This window comes from Verrucomicrobiota bacterium, assembly GCA_027622555.1.
Lineage (GTDB): Bacteria > Verrucomicrobiota > Verrucomicrobiia > Opitutales > UBA2995 > UBA2995.
This window is the reverse complement of sequence record JAQBYJ010000118.1, coordinates 1-15,353: the sequence shown is the minus strand read 5'-3', so window position 1 is coordinate 15,353 and position 15,353 is coordinate 1. Positions and strand designations below refer to the sequence as shown.

The window sequence follows — 15,353 nt, the reverse complement described above, 5'->3', positions numbered from 1 at the left end:
CGCCGAAATAACCGTCATCATCATTATCCGACTGCCAAAGACCTCCGAAGGAATCTACCGCCACTTCATAATTATTGCGGAAATTATGGGCGAGAGTTTCGAACTCAGTACCATCTGGGTTGCAACGGAAAACCATGCCGCCCCAATAAGGAGAGTCATTCCTATCGTGATTTAAAATCTCATCCGCATATCTGCGGTCGAATACCGGATTGCCAGCGCGATCAATTACCAAGTTACCGTTGCGGTCATGCACATGCCTCCCTTCATTACCCATGCTCCAGTATAGTTTACCGTCTGGTCCATACACCACCGAATGGGTAGAGTGGCCGGCCTGCGGTTTTCCGGTTTTGGTGAACAAGTATTCTTTCCGATCTGGTAGATCGTCACCATCGATGTCGGTGAATACGATGATATTCGGAGCACAAGTTACAAAGACCTGATTCCCCAGCACACAAATTCCCATAGCCGCATCGATGTCGCGACCCTGGTAGTAGGTCTTTTGAGTGTCGGCCACCCCATCTCCATCGGTATCCTCAAGGATGAGGATGCGATCACCTTCCAATCGAGTGTCTTCCAGGCCTTCACCCCAGAAGTTCCTGACCTCGATAACCCAGACCCGCCCCAAATGGTCCACATCTAGATTGGTAACATTGCTGATCGAAGGTTCGGAAGCGAATAGGGTGGCCTCCAAGCCTTTGTAGACTTCCAGGTTATTCACCGCCATTTCCGGTGCGTGAGCATCTTGCCTTTCTTGTGAATTAACTTGAGTAGCAGTCAGCGCCAAGAAGAACAGAAGTACTAAATGATAATTACCCATTTTGTTTGTATACTTTATTATAACTTTTTTGGAGGTTATTTTATTTTAGTTCCGGGCGATGAGTGACTATCAATCAAAATTTCCAAAGGTCAAATTTCTCAAAGCTTCTTGCTTTGCCATTAACTGTATAGGATTATATTGTTCAGTTAATCACTCTAACGGCCATCACCTGTATAGATGATCTTCCCGTCGATTGGCGCTTGCGGCCAAGGAGTCGTCCCCGGGGCCCATTCCTTCGGCTGGGTGGCTCGAACTTTGCGGACTTCCTCTTTAACCCATTCTGGGGCGTTGGCGTTTTCCTGTTGCCCGTAGACCCAAGGGAGTGCCGGGGACATGAGGCGGGAAACATCGGGCATGGGGGGACGTTCGGTTCCCGCTTCGGCGACCCGTTGGGAAAGGCGTTCGACGATCTGCGGATATTTACTGGCGATGTTTTCGCTCTCGCTAGGGTCGACCGCGATATTGTAAAGCTCTTTGCCGACGAGCTTGTAGTCGCCCTTTCGGATTGCCGGAAGCCTGACGCTACCGGATACTTCGAAAATAATCTCGTCTCTGGGACTAGCTTTTCCAGCAAACAACATATCGGTCATGTCCATACCATCGACCTTGCGTTCCTGCTTCAGATTCCCTCCGGCAAGGTTAATAAAAGTATTATACAAATCAACAATGTGCATCATGCCGTCATTGCTAGTATTGGGTTTGAGTATTCCGGGCCAACTCATAACACAAGGAACGCGAACTCCGCCTTCGTAGTTTGTGTTTTTGGTACCTTTGTACGGAGCGTTCATTTCCTCGCGTAGGCCGCCATTGTCATTGGCGAAAATAACCAGAGTATTATGTCTGTAGCCATATTGATCTAGCGCCCCAATTATACGTCCAATCGCGTCATCCAGGCACTTTAGAGCAGCATAACGTTTCTCGTATTTTTCGGTGTAGCGGGGAATTTCCTCCAAGGGACCATGAATGGCATTAAAGGCCACATAGAAGAAAAAGGGTTTTTTGCCATGCTTGCCATCCTTGTGCTCGGCGATCAGCCGTACGGTTTCGTTGGCGAAAAGATCGGTGGTGTAGCCATCCTCGTAGAGCGGCTCCTGGTTCCGGTGCCAGTCGTAGACTGCATAGCGGGCAGGAGCATTGTGGGGAATGGTGTAATTGTTGTAGTCAATTCCCCAGCCGTAGTGCCCATACTGATGCATGAACCCTTGACCCAGGGGAAGATGCTCGGGTAGCCACTCGCCACAATGCCACTTGCCGATCAGTCCGGTGAAGTAGCCAGCTTCTTTGAGAGCTTCGGCGATTGTGCGCTCTTCCGTATCCAGCCCATGGATTCTTCTCGTTTCGTCACCTTCGGAGTTTCGCTCCAAGGTCAGCCCAAGATTTTTGAGATAGCTTGGTTTGCCGAAATCCTCCGACCGCCAGTCGCTCCAGGTGCGGAAAGCGAAGCGACCGGTCAAAAAGGCGGCCCGAGTCGGGGCGCAGACGGCATGGACATAGAACTGGGTCAGGCTGGTTCCTTCGTCGCGAAGCCGGTCGATGTGGGGCGTGATTTCCGGATCGAGCCCATTAAATCCAACTTCATTCCATCCCATATCGTCTGCTAGCATGAAGACGATGTTGGGTTGACTTCCATCATGAGTGGCGGCGGTGGATATGTATCCCATTTCCACAATCGTCAACGACACTAGAACCAGTTTATTCAGCATTTTCAAAGACATGGTATTTTTCTTATTCCAAAAACACTGCAGTCTCAATCTACCCGGGTAGATTGAGACCACAAGACTCTGTATATCTTTTCCGATTATTTCTTAAAACCTAAATGTGTTGGTAAGGAATATTTCTTTTGGATTTGAGTTTCTGTATACGGCATGGCTACCATCAGGATTTGTAATTACAGGAATAAATCTTGTATTGCTTCGGTATGCATTCCGAAAATTCAACTGAACAAACCAGTCAATTTTGTCAGTGATAGATCGCTCGTAATTTATCCAAATATCCCCATTTGTTTCATCAGGTCCGAAAAAAGGCCTATCCACTATAGGAAACACAGCTTCATCAAGTACTGTGATTTCATATCCTGTCGCAACCTTCTCCTGCCACCGAATAGCGCCACCAATTTCAAACCCCTTGAAAAGACCTTCTTTAAACGCGTATTTGCTAACGAGATTCGCACGCCACTTCCTTTGCTCTTGTGAGACGGTTCCATCTTGGGCCAATAGCGCGTTTAATGGGTTTATCATGTCCCCAGTCCATTCCTGCCAAAAAGTCCATGCATCCACACGCTGCGGCGCCACCATCAGGTCGCGCAACGGAGAGGTGGCCCACTTGTCCGTCATTTCAGATATGACCTTCCTATAGACTGGCGCCGAATTAGAGGTTACTGTCTCCTGCTTCCCCACGTTAAGAGCCATCGTCCAGTTTTGCGTGAAGTTTGCGACAATATCGATTTCCAAACCTTCTGCGACAAAGTCTTGTGTCGTGGTTTCACCATTATTATCCGAAAAAATCGCCTCATTCTCATCATCAAATCCTTCGAAACGATTGCTAATTTCCTGTGGAAGAATGCGCAAAATTTCGTCGTAAACATCGTCGAAGCTGCTGAGGAATGGGCGAAGATCAACACCGTTAAGCTCCTCATTCAAAGCCATTGCGTCCTCAAAAGAGTCCCCATCAAATTCGTAACCAGCCCAGTGAAACAAGCCATTCGTAATCGTCTTTGCACTGATAGGAGCAGTCGCGAACTGATTCTTCGACTCGAACCAATTTACGCGGACCCAATACGCGTTATCCGACGTTCTAAGGGTAAATCCAACATCCTCCGTTGTTCCCGTAGGCGCGGGAATTGTTTCCCCCAACACGGTCCTACGGACGCCTGACGTAGAGAAATTCTCCGATTCGTTGTAGTGTAAACTCAATTGCATATCACCCGGCAACCTTATCCAATCCTCTGGTTTGTGGGCAACAATACTCCAGGTGAACGTGTCCCCAGATAGCGTTTCTCGATCCTCTGGTCGGGTGCCCAAGCGGACAGCGTCCCGATCGAATTCACCAGTGAAGAATGTTTTGTTTCGGGTGTCTGGAGCAATTGCATTATATTCAGCGTTTGAAATAGAGTTTATCTCTGTTAATTCATCGGTTCTCCATCCGAGTAACCCAACAATATTATCGTTGAATAAAAAGCTTTGCATACTGATGACCTCTGAATCGATTTCCCTGCGATTGATACCTCCGCCGATGAGATGTTCTTCCACTCCAAAATCAGACTGGAAAAAACGATCATTATCATCTCCTCTCCAAATTGGATTCCACTCTTGGTACTGTACAGTCATGACATCTCCAACCTGGGGTAATTGGCCTTTAAAATAGGTATCAATATGTACATCCGAGGGTGATTGAAATTGGCTGCCCCGCAAATCATCTGTGACATACACGAAGGAATAAATATTCCGGCGCCACCCGCCAATGCGAGCATTCAAAGTTGATCGGATGTCTGTGTCTGTACCAATATCGATATTATGTTTACGATAACTCAAACCTGTATTATCTATAGTCTGTTGTCCCACAAAACCAGTAAGAACATGCCTGCCTAGCCATTGCTGCCACGCAACATCGTTGTCAGTGAAATTAATTTCGTAGAAGGCGGTGGCTTGAAATGCCTCCCGATCAGTCGTGGTTACATTGCGAGCGGATCCAAAGCCCACATCGTAAATTAATGCACGGCCCACATTAGGATTAGGCATTCCATTATTAAGCCTCTCATTCACATCAACAAGCATCGTTGATTGATCCGCTCCCCCGAAAGGCAGGTGTGAGTCAACCGTATAACCTTCCTTATTAAATGCTAACTCTATTCCTGCCAGACCGTCGAAGAATGTCTGGTCCAGTCGAACATTTATAACATCGAAATCTTGCTTTACCGACTGACTAAGCCCGGCCAATAATAGGTCGCGATTATCATAAATACCGGTGGTATCAATAATACTGCTTGGCCTAAATCCAGGAACATTGTCACTTGAGCTAAAAACGTTTCCGGAAAAAAATGAATCTACTAAGTTGCGTGTATAATCGGGGATCTCAGGATTTCTATTCCAAAATACTCGGTGATTTATCGCATCAACTGTTTTACCGTCACGACCGGGTATGTTACTTTCTTGATTCGTCAAGCTTTGGTGAACGGAGGCGAAATGCGCCCATACGACCTCGCTAAATGGCCCCAATGTGTTCAGAGTGTCCTGAACATCTTCTCCATTAATTTGTCCATTCACGCCGTCCACAGTCCATTTAGGCGTGAAGTTTCCATCCTCGTACCATGCTGGTGTATCAGCACCTGAAATCGCTAAAGCCCTATCAAAATTTTTCGGCTTTTCCATCCAATGGCTGACGCCATCAAAAAACGGAAGGGTGTTCACCGGAATGCCATCACCGTCTCCTTCCTCGTAATGTACTCGCAATCTCGTATTACCCAGCCAACCAACATCTTCATTTTCAAACAAAGTTGCATTCAAGGCTGCAAATCGACGGCTGTCTTCTCTAAAAGCCGGCCGTTGTTGATATTGTGTGTCTGATTCCAAAATCCCTACCCTAATGGCAAGACGATCTTTTATGAGCACGGAATTGTAGTCTACCGTGGCGCGGTAGCTCCCGCGTTCCCCTAAACGTAACGAAGTTGCACCGAAAACCTCGTCCATGACGGCTTGCTTAAGCCCGTTATTGATGACGCCGCCGGGAGTGCCAATACCGAACAAAAGTGAATTGGGCCCTCGATTAATCGTGACTTCTGATGTATTGTAACTGTCAAACGGTATACTAGTAAGAAAAAAGTCTCGCGTTAGGGTTGCCTCCGCAAGCCCCCGAATCCGCTGGGCGTCTTGAGGTCTTTCTCGAGATTCTTGGTTGTGCACCGTATTGTGGTCTCCACCTCGAATCACAAAGTCGGCAAAATTTCCCTGGTCTCCTGCAGCCACCTCTGTATTCAAAGCATAGGAAAGCAACGTGGACGCATCGACCGCATTTACATCTTCCATGAAATCGGAGGTCATCACAGAGATGGCCGCTCCGACATCTTTTAGATCTGTTTTCAAACGAGTGCCAGCCAAGGTGGCTGTAGCTAAATAGCCACTTTGTTCTTCGGCGGGGATGTAGAATCGAGATAATTCCACCAATTTTTCTTCCGCCTCATCAGGCTGGCCGCTGAGACCTTGCGAGGCGGTTATTCCAAGCGTAAGCGCGGCAACCAAAGTTTTGTACCAATTGTTCTTTTTAGCATTCATATCAGTCTCTTCTGTGGGTTTTTGTTCTAATTCCGGGGTTTTGAGATCAAAGATCTTCGTGATAGCATAAACACCAGTTTTTCCGTGTTGAAATACTTCGAGCGAGGTCTCCGCCAGCATGAGACTGAAAGCTTCCAAAGGCGTGTAAGTTCCTTTTATCGATGAAGTCCTTACACCTTTGACCAAGTCGGCGGAGAAGATGAATTCCACGCCCGCCTGTTTTGCCGCTTCCTTCAGGGTATTTATGGCATACCCTTCGGACACGTCGAAGCTCCGTTTCTCTGTCTCCGCTTGCGCGGAAACCTGTTGGCCAGTGAAGCACAGCACTAAACAACATAAAAAAACGAACCATAGACTGCTTCGACGATACGCCTGGAAAGCCATAGGATGATGTTTGATGGAATGTCATTAGAGCGTGGTCTTCACAGTCTATGACGAAGAAGTTATGTGTAGGTTGTTAAAAAAAGTTATAAAATTTTTCATTCAGTAAGTATTTAATCCGAATGAACGTAATAGCGATGTGGGTACGGATGACCTGGGATGCATGTTGATGAATGCCGCATCTCAAGTGAGATTGCAGGAGCTGTTGCCGGGAGCGCCGAGCCCCAGTTCGGCAATAATGGTAGTGATGCCAAGCTGGGGCTTGGCGTTCCCAGAAATATGCAACTAAACCCGCTACAGTTTTACGAAAAAGCATCATCGGTTTAATACGATGAATGGAGAATAATGGTATCTTCGCCCTCCCTTTGGATTTTCAAATCCATCGACAATTGTAGCAGTTCCACAAAGTGCTCTACATTAGCCGATCTGAAGGAGGCAACGATTGGAAGCCTGGCGAGGTCGGCATCGCCTATAACCAGATGCGTTTGATTGCGGCTGTTAAATTCCTCAATCACTTCGGAAAGCGGAGTGGAATCGAACTCAAACATCTGTGGTTTCCAGGACAGCAATTGATTCATCTCGCCTAGAGAGACGTCTTTAACTTCTGTCTGCAGGACCTCCTGAAGCGAAGGCTCTCTTCGGGTAAAAGGCACTTCGGTCATCTGGCCAACGACCAGTTCCTGCTTAAACAACGATTCATCGTAGGACATTTCGTCTTCTACCACATTTTCAATCGGCAATTCAGTCACTTGAACTTTGCCCTCCGTCACGATGACCTGAACAGAATGATCCGTAAGACGCACATTAAAAGCGGTACCAACTGCGCGGATGTCGAACCCTCGAACCCGAACAATAAAGGGCCGGTTGGGATCCTTGGTTACACTGAAGTGAGCCTCGCTGGAGACAAGCTCCACGCGCCGAAGCGCTTTGGTGTAATTGACCTTGAGTGCCGCACCCTGGTTGAGCTCAACAACGGATCCGTCGGGCAGCTCATGGCTTTCGTATGCGTTGGCAACGAGATTGGTTGCAACGAATTCCGACTTTCCAGGGGCCGTTAATGAGGTAAATACGACAAAGCCTAGAATAAGAGCTGCTGCAATACCACTCATCCCGCCCCAGAAATATCTGGGGTAACGGTGTTTCAGCAAATCCTGGTTGGGCTTTTCGCTGTGCTCCGGTAACCATTGCGCCAGCATATCCAACTCCTTCCAGGTCTTCTGGTGCTTTTCATACCATTCGCCATGGCGAGGGTCGGCAGCCAGCCAATCAAAAAAGGCGTCCTGATCTTTGGCGGTGAAGCCTCCGATCTTTTTCGCCACCCAATCGGCAGCTTCGCGGTCGATGCGTTTTACATCGGGTGATTCAAATTCGTTGTTTTTCATGGATATGTTTCTGAAAGAGTTTTTCTTTTTGGTTTGTACTGTAGGAGGGGGTTTATCCCCCGATTGCTGCGATGCCCGGTTAAGGAATCGCGGCGTAAAGCCGCTCCTACAGTTTTAATGAAATTATTCATCAGTCTTGGCCGTGCTTTCTCATATACTCCCCACACTTGGACAGTCCGATGGCGATCTGTGCGGATACGGTGTTAAAGGTGATACCCATTTCAAAGGCAATCTGGTCATAAGTCATGCCATAGACCTTACTCAGAGTGAATACACGTCGGCAGCGTTCGGGCAGGGCCTGGATGGCCTCGGTTAAAATTTCCAGCTCGTGATTGCGGGAGACGGTTTCCTCTATGCTCTCGGCCTCATCGAGCAGGTCCATGGCTTCCTCATTCAACAGACGTTGATTGAATACCACTTTCGATCTGCGGATGTGATCCAGGGCCAGGTTGCGGGCAATGGCGAAGAAGTAGGCTTTGGGAGATTTGAGTTCGCCTTCCTCCTTAGCTCGGAGGACCCGGATAAGCGCTTCCTGAATGAGGTCGTCGACATCAATCTGTTCAGAATACCGGCTATTCAGCCAGCCCCGAAGCATGGGTTCATGAGGTCGGAGGTGCTCCTTATACCAAAGGGATTGTTTAGATTCTTCCTGAGTCATGGAGTTCGCGTTTGCTTGAGTTTAGAGGTAATTAAATTGAATCATATCGCAATAGTCATACCTGCATTTCTCACTGGATTGTTCCGAGGAACGGAGTGATGACATGACCGAGCGCGAAGCGAATCGGACCAATGTCGGGCTTGACGACTGATAGGTGAGGAAGCGCACATAAGTGCGTGACCGAGCCGAGATGGAGGTTCCGAGAAGCAAGGCTTCGACAAGACCGGATGCGAAGCAGACCGGAACATACACGGCATGTCGGCCTGAAGCTGGGCTCTACCGAGCTCCTGAGGCGACACCTCAACGAGCGAAGCGAGAATAACAATCGTACGTTTACAGACTGCAATTTACACAAAATTCCTAAGTATTTTTTCTTCATTTGTTTAACTTTTATTTGAACCCATCTGATGAGAAGTGCAGGTTATTGGTCGGTGGATTTCTGAATACTATAGACCCCGGACTGCTGGTGCTGAACGACAACGAAGACAGAGTCGGCTAGCATCATCTCGAAGGCATCATGAGGCGTGTACTTTCCTTTAATAGCGGGCGTTCTAAGACCTTGGACCAATTCCGAAGAGAAAATAAACTCCACCTCCGCCTGGCGTGCCGCTTCCTCAAGCGTTTCCACTGCCAGCCCCTCCTCGACATGGAAACGAACGATCTCACCTGAGTCGTTTGGCGTACAGCCAGAAAAACCTGCGGATACCATCCACAAACCAAAAATAAGACCCGACCAAATCCAACCTCGGCCGTTTGCATTTAAAACAGAAATGTCTTTCATATTGCATTCACGGGAAATGGTTCCCTGCTTTAACAAGACGAACGGGCCGACGGGAGGTTATTATAGGGAAATCAAAAAAGTTTTCCTGGATCTCTCCTTAGATTCGATGCAAAGGTTACGAGCAATCGCACATGGAAGGAAACCTGCTGGCCAACCAGGCCCGAAACATCGCCTCATGCGGGTACAACTCTTCAAGGAACCATTCGTTTTCCTTTTTATCAAACTGTGGCATAAGCGAGCTGTGTTTCAGTATATTCAGACAATCCGACCTCGCTGACAATTGAAGATTTCATCACCATTGAGTCTGGCTTAACTGTTCAAAACGAATGGCCGTCAAATTACCCCTAAATAATTGTTCGCCTTCCCGAGTGTACACTTTCGATCGATCAATATTTAGAACTTGTATATAACATTATTTGGCTATTTAACTCAATATTACTTATTTACTCTCCTAATGTGGCCACTTAAAACAAAGAAAGAGATAGCAGCGGAAATTGCAAATCGTTGCCGCGACCTGAGATTGGAACAGAATCTGTCACAAGAAGAGCTGGCCAAGCGCTCCGGTATTGTTCTACGCACCTATCGACGCTTTGAGCAGGAAGGAAGTATTTCCCTGGAGCGTCTGGTTGGCGTTATCCAATCACTCAACCGCATTTCCGAACTGGAAACCATTTTGCGGCCCTCCCCTTTTGCAGATCTCGATCAAATAGAAAACCCCAAACCCGCCCGGAAAAGGAGCCGCTCACGATGAGACTCATCATACGCTATCATGGGGAATCGGTAGGACGGCTTAATGACGACACCGGCGAGATGCTCTTTCAGTATGACAACGATTTTCTCCGTAAGAAGATCGAACTCTCACCCTTTTACCTCCCCATCCAGCAAGGAGTGGTCACAACGCGAAGCCCCTTCGAAGGAAACCTCCCAGGTCTTTTTGCAGATTCCCTCCCTGATCATTGGGGAAGGGTTATAATGGATCGAAGACTCAGAGAAGCCGGCATCTCTCCGGAAAACGTATCGATTTTGAAGCGGCTCGCCCTTGTTGGTACCGGCGCCTTGGGGGCATTAACGTATCACCCCGAGGAAAGCTCAGATAAGAATAGTTTCAGCAACATCAAGGAGGCCATGCAATTTGCGGGGGCAGTTATCGAACAGATCTCGGGTAATCTTCCCGGATCTCGTATACTCCATGAAGCAGGAAGTAATCCCGGAGGCCGATTTCCCAAACTCCTGTTCGGTTGGAAGGAAGACAGTGAGCAATTGATGATTGGTTCGAATGAATATGAAGAAGGCTATGAACCCTGCATCATGAAACTGGATATGGGAAAACAAATGCCGGCGCACCATAGGAATTTGTGCGAGAAAGAACACCGTCTACTTTCAGCTGCTCGACTAGTAGGAATCAAAACACCGAATCATTGGCTTATAAAAGGTGAAGATAAAGAAAGCGGAGCTTACGCTCACTTGATAGTTCAGCGCTTTGACCGCGCAGGCAAAAATAGAATCCATACCCACACATTCGGTGGAATTACTCACCAGCTGGCCGTCCGTTACGGAAGCAGTTATGAGGACTTGCTACGTACAACTATGGCGCTCTGTAAAGACCACCGCCAGATTGTTCAACAGTATCGCAGGATGGTCTTCAACGTCGTTTCCGGAAACCGTGACGACCACGTCCGAAATCACTCTTTCCTTCTTAAAGAGTCTTTCGAATGGATTCTTTCACCTGCTTACGACCTGACACCTACACCCGAGAAACCTGAACACGCATTGAGCATCAACTCAAAGTGGAATTCCATCTCAGATTCCGACATGATCGAAGTTGCGGAGCTGTTCTCAATCGACAAACCAACTCAAATAATCGAGCAATGCCGAGATGCTTTCGGTGAGACAAAGATAAGTTAGTCTGGAGTCAGTTAAGTTTCGTATGGAAATTCGACAGACCCACAGTGCGTAAAAAAAGAAAACGGAAAAAACTTCCTGGTCCTGAAACCACTAGGAGGGAATTTTCTTCAATGACTCCAGAACTGTCTCCTTTACTTCCTCCCAATTGAGTTCAGCAAGAGTGATCGGATCCGGTTCACTTTCCGCATCTTCAAACCAACTCAAAGACTTCATCGCCATGAATCTTTCGCCTGAGGGATACTTTTTTTCGAAGCAGGACAAAACTGAATCCAGGGGCATTACAGATAATATCGCCACTAAATCATAGAAGTCCTTTTTGGCGCCCCGATTGGTAATCGCGGAGATCTTCGCTGCGGCTATGTCTTCGATGGACCAAAGCTTGATTCCACCCTCAACAACAAGGTCTTTTAGTAAAACATATCGGTGCCTTAGAATATCCACCTTGATTCCGTTTATCAGGCAATTCAGTGAATAAGCCGCTCTCCCGGTAACCACTAGATCGAAATGCGGCTCTAATACTTCCAATACATGGTCGGTGCTAAAATCATTCGGTGTGAAAAAATCAAGATCGACTGACAAGCGGTGCCCCAATTGCAATGCCAGGCTGGTTCCACCGACCAAAGCGAAGTCTTCAAACGCCGGCAATGGCGCCAAGGCTCTTAGTAAATCCAGTGCTTCTGGTTGGATAGCTTCGTAGCGTAACACTTAAAATTCTCCTTTTTTAGGCCAAAATAAACGCTGCAAAAACTCACGGTCTTGGGATCCAATGATCGACAAAGAGGCAACTCCCGCCTAATCCGTTCCTTGCTGTATGTCCTTTGAAGTTCGAGGAAGTCAGACATCATTCCGCGAGACAATACCCGCCCGATGACAAACCGTGCATGTTTATCTTGATCAATGGATTCAGGGTCTACATCCCAAAATAGTTCTTTGGAAAAATTCATCGATGAGCAGTCAGTCGGTTAATTCAACTCAAAGACTATGTCACTTCAACGCTTAACTTGGGGCCCTTTGCACTTGACCTCAACGTTGCATACTTCGGCGAGCGGAAGCACCCTGTTGGATATACTTGGGTACTACCGGTATTTAGTTTCCTAAAGAAACTGCACGCTGGAGAAATCCTCTAGGCCAACACCGAGAAATCGGCTAAGGACAAATAGAGAGTGACTACAAACACTACGATTCCGATGCCGACCGGCTTGGCCCACTTCCACGGCGTCAGATCGACATCTCCTGAATGCTTGTGCTCCCAATCCTGAGGCAAGGGTTTCGCTTTGCTCATGACAAATTGGAAGACCATGAGAAGCGCAAATACGAGCCCGAGGAAGTGAAAGTCATGCACCTGCTGCGCCATTCCGGTAAAGGGTGGTACGAAATAGCCAAGAACGAGTATCGAGCAGCCCACCACCAAAGCCATGTTAGCTGCCGGGGCGGAGGCACGTTTGAAAAGGAATCCAGCAAGCACGACTGAAAAGATCGGAATAAAATACAGGCCGTTCATCTTTTGCAGGTATCCGAATATACTGTCTTGTCCTGCCAGTAGAGGTGCCGTGCACATGGCTAGAATCGCCATAACCGTTCCCACGAGTTTTCCGTTCCGAATCACTTTGTCCTCGTTCGCTTCATCGTGTTTGATCCAATGCTTGTAAACCCCCAGCGAAAATAGTGTGGCCGTGCTATTTAGAGCCGAGTTGAAGGAACTTAAAATCGCACCCACCATCACCGCTGCAAAGAAACCTGCCAACCAGGAGGGCAGCACATTGCGAACCAAAGTGCCGTAGGCTTCATCAGCCCTGAAACCGGCTTGGTCCGAATAAAGATGAAAAGCGATCATCCCTGGTAATACGAGAATGATGGGAGCCAGCACTTTTAGGACACCGGCAATCAGCACTCCCTTTTGCCCTTCCTTGAGCGAGGTCGCCCCAAAGGTTCGTTGAATAATCTGTTGATTGGTCGTCCAATAAAATAGGTTCAACAACAAGACACCGGTAAACAGCGTACTGAAAGGGACCGAAGACTTGCTTCCGCCGATGCTGTTAAATTTTTCAGGATGGGCCTCCTTCATCTCGCCAAGCGCCTGGAAGATACCTCCATCGTTTACCGCATATAATCCGAAGACCGCGATCATGATACCCCCGACCAATAATCCAAATCCATTGATCGTATCCGAGACCGCCACGGTTCGTAATCCACCGAAAATCGCGTATATGGAACCTAGGATTCCAATGAACCACACCGTCATCCAAAGCACGGTCGTATCGCTTTGAATCCCGGTCAGCTCTTTAAGATCCAAAATCCCGGCCAATCCGGTAGCACCGGTATAAAGAATGATAGGTAACAGGATACCCGCATACGCGATAATAAAAATGATACTGGTGATCGAACGAGTCGTTCCATTGAAACGTCGCTCGAGAAATTCGGGAATCGTGGCAATTCCACTCCGAAGGTATTTGGGTAAAAAGTAGAGAGCCATCAACACCAGCGATGCCCCGGCAATCACCTCCCAGGCCATAACGGCAATACCATCCGTGAACGCCGCTCCATTCAATCCCACCATCTGTTCCGTGGAAAGATTGGTCAGCATAAGCGACCCGGCAATGAAACCGCCCGTAAGCGTCCGTCCGGCCAGAAAGTAACCCGTGGAGGTCCCGTGGTCGTCCTTGCGCGTCATCCGCCAGGTAATCAAACCAACTAAACCGGTGAAGAACAGAAAGGTAACAATAGTCATAATGGAGCTTGGAATGGAGAGTTCAGCCAGTTGTCTACAGGCAATAGTGCGAAGGGGTCAAGTTTCGCATACCCAGCAAAATTAATGAGCTACACCAGATCTTTTTCTGTTCCTGGAATTGCCACAGCAATGGGCACATCCTGTCAGACAAATGCGTACAAGCAAAAGCCCTCACGGTACCCCTACCGTGAGGGCTTTCGATGAACAATTACATTACAAACAACTACAACAATAGAAACTAATACATAACTCAAAACTACAGGTATTAGTCAGAAGGAACTACCCTCTAATAAGATGACGTCTGAAAGGCTGGATTCCACTAAAGAAAAATGAGAGAATTTTCCAAGGCCTCTCAAATGATCGGCGAAACCGAGGGCTTTCCAATCAGAGAAAGTTCATGATAGTTCATAAAAAGTCTCCCAACATGCGATGCAGCCATGGGATTCTTTCTGCGTGGAAGTCTGAGGCATTTTTGCTTCTTTTTTCAAACTCATCTGAATCGGACCGCTCGGCGATCGGTCCCTGGCTTGGATTTATGTAACTTAGCTAGGGAGATTTTGCCAAAACCGCCGCAAGGGATTTACCCCGCCCATTCAGTTAGGGCATAACTGAAAGCGCTGGGAGTCTCGACATTAACGCAATTGATCTCCGACTTCCCACAGACAAACAGGTAGGGCGGGTGCGTCCCCGTCGAACCGTGCCGGAGCCTTGTGCGAAGGCTGGCACAGCCGCCGAACGTCCCGGAAATACACGGCACTGCGAGGACGCAGTCGCCCTACCCATCTCGGGTTCAAGGAAAATTGGATTGAGCCATTCGCTCGACCAAGAGGCCGGATACTCCCCGCAGATAAAATCACGCCCATGCAGCCATCCACGACTCAACATGCCTTGACTGTACTTATGGGAGAAGCTAATATAGTGCGGCGTAAATAATATAACATAAAGATTGATATCCCCATTGGCACTGGTTTAGGCTTTGGTTCATGAAAGTCGCCCCTGCGGTTAAGCTTACCTCCGACCAAAAAGCCCTGCTAAGCAAGGTTGCCAAGGGCAGATCGGTCTCCGTCCGGTTTTGTCAGCGGGCGAAGATAATACTCCTGGCCGCGCAGGGGATGCAAGACATTGGGATTGCCCGGGAACTTGGCCTCACCCGCCAACTCTCGGCACGATGGCGCGAACGCTTTATCCGGCTTGGTATTGACGGACTGAGGAAAGATGCCCCCCGTCCCGGTCGCAGAAAGAAATTTTCGGCGCAGAAGATCGCGGCCATCGTCAGGAAAACCCTGGAGCAAAAGCCCGCCGATGCCACCCACTGGAGCACACGCACCATGGCTGAATCGGCTGGGATTAGCTAAACGGCGGTCCGGCGCATCTGGAAAGCCCACGGTCTGAAGCCTCACCTTGGCCGCACTTTCAAGTTGTCCAATGATAAGC

Annotated in this window: 11 protein-coding genes; 3 read left to right on the top strand and 8 right to left on the bottom strand. The window is 48.2% G+C overall.

Going from position 1 to position 15,353, the window contains the following annotated elements; all coding sequences use genetic code 11:
* The 6 genes from O3C43_21145 to O3C43_21120 all read right to left on the bottom strand — a co-directional run.
* On the bottom strand, positions 1-817 hold an 817-nt coding region (locus O3C43_21145; protein ID MDA1069000.1), incomplete at its 3' end, for a dehydrogenase.
* Positions 818-972: 155 nt separating this feature from the next.
* Positions 973-2,532, bottom strand: a complete 1,560-nt coding sequence (locus O3C43_21140; protein ID MDA1068999.1) for an arylsulfatase — start codon at positions 2,530-2,532, stop codon at positions 973-975.
* Between the two features lie 90 nt (positions 2,533-2,622).
* A complete protein-coding gene (locus O3C43_21135) occupies positions 2,623-6,468 on the bottom strand; it encodes a TonB-dependent receptor plug domain-containing protein (protein MDA1068998.1) in 3,846 nt (1,281 codons plus the stop codon).
* 320 nt (positions 6,469-6,788) lie between these two features.
* Positions 6,789-7,847 carry a FecR domain-containing protein gene (locus tag O3C43_21130; GenBank protein MDA1068997.1) on the bottom strand — a complete coding sequence of 353 codons (1,059 nt, stop codon included), beginning with the start codon at positions 7,845-7,847 and terminating at the stop codon, positions 6,789-6,791.
* 130 nt (positions 7,848-7,977) lie between these two features.
* Positions 7,978-8,505, bottom strand: a complete 528-nt coding sequence (locus O3C43_21125) for a sigma-70 family RNA polymerase sigma factor (protein ID MDA1068996.1) — start codon at positions 8,503-8,505, stop codon at positions 7,978-7,980.
* Positions 8,506-8,926: 421 nt separating this feature from the next.
* A complete protein-coding gene (locus tag O3C43_21120; GenBank protein MDA1068995.1) occupies positions 8,927-9,286 on the bottom strand; it encodes an STN domain-containing protein in 360 nt (119 codons plus the stop codon).
* A gap of 454 nt (positions 9,287-9,740) precedes the next feature.
* On the opposite strand from O3C43_21120, the gene O3C43_21115 reads away from it, so the two are divergent.
* Complete coding sequence (locus O3C43_21115) at positions 9,741-10,037, top strand: helix-turn-helix transcriptional regulator (protein ID MDA1068994.1); 297 nt, start codon at positions 9,741-9,743, stop codon at positions 10,035-10,037.
* Positions 10,034-11,191, top strand: a complete 1,158-nt coding sequence (locus O3C43_21110) for a type II toxin-antitoxin system HipA family toxin (GenBank protein ID MDA1068993.1) — start codon at positions 10,034-10,036, stop codon at positions 11,189-11,191. The genes O3C43_21115 and O3C43_21110 overlap by 4 nt, the downstream gene beginning before the upstream one ends.
* Positions 11,192-11,281: 90 nt before the next feature.
* Here the strand turns inward: O3C43_21110 and O3C43_21105 are convergent, their stop codons facing one another.
* Positions 11,282-11,896 carry a nucleotidyl transferase AbiEii/AbiGii toxin family protein gene (locus O3C43_21105; GenBank protein MDA1068992.1) on the bottom strand — a complete coding sequence of 205 codons (615 nt, stop codon included), beginning with the start codon at positions 11,894-11,896 and terminating at the stop codon, positions 11,282-11,284.
* A 418-nt stretch (positions 11,897-12,314) separates the two neighbouring features.
* Complete coding sequence (locus O3C43_21100; protein MDA1068991.1) at positions 12,315-13,919, bottom strand: solute:sodium symporter family transporter; 1,605 nt, start codon at positions 13,917-13,919, stop codon at positions 12,315-12,317.
* Positions 13,920-14,902: 983 nt separating this feature from the next.
* Between O3C43_21100 and O3C43_21095 the strand changes: the two genes are divergently transcribed.
* Positions 14,903-15,274, top strand: coding sequence for a helix-turn-helix domain-containing protein (locus O3C43_21095; GenBank protein ID MDA1068990.1), 372 nt, complete (start codon positions 14,903-14,905; stop codon positions 15,272-15,274).
* The last annotated feature ends 79 nt before the right edge of the window (positions 15,275-15,353 follow it).

Coding starts and splice junctions, on each gene's coding strand:
- O3C43_21130 (MDA1068997.1), bottom strand. CDS start 7,847: ATGAAAAACAACGAATTTGAATCACCCGATGTAAAACGCATCGACCGC.
- O3C43_21100 (MDA1068991.1), bottom strand. CDS start 13,919: ATGACTATTGTTACCTTTCTGTTCTTCACCGGTTTAGTTGGTTTGATT.
- O3C43_21135 (MDA1068998.1), bottom strand. CDS start 6,468: ATGGCTTTCCAGGCGTATCGTCGAAGCAGTCTATGGTTCGTTTTTTTA.
- O3C43_21095 (MDA1068990.1), top strand. CDS start 14,903: ATGAAAGTCGCCCCTGCGGTTAAGCTTACCTCCGACCAAAAAGCCCTG.
- O3C43_21110 (MDA1068993.1), top strand. CDS start 10,034: ATGAGACTCATCATACGCTATCATGGGGAATCGGTAGGACGGCTTAAT.
- O3C43_21140 (MDA1068999.1), bottom strand. CDS start 2,532: ATGTCTTTGAAAATGCTGAATAAACTGGTTCTAGTGTCGTTGACGATT.
- O3C43_21115 (MDA1068994.1), top strand. CDS start 9,741: ATGTGGCCACTTAAAACAAAGAAAGAGATAGCAGCGGAAATTGCAAAT.
- O3C43_21125 (MDA1068996.1), bottom strand. CDS start 8,505: ATGACTCAGGAAGAATCTAAACAATCCCTTTGGTATAAGGAGCACCTC.
- O3C43_21120 (MDA1068995.1), bottom strand. CDS start 9,286: ATGAAAGACATTTCTGTTTTAAATGCAAACGGCCGAGGTTGGATTTGG.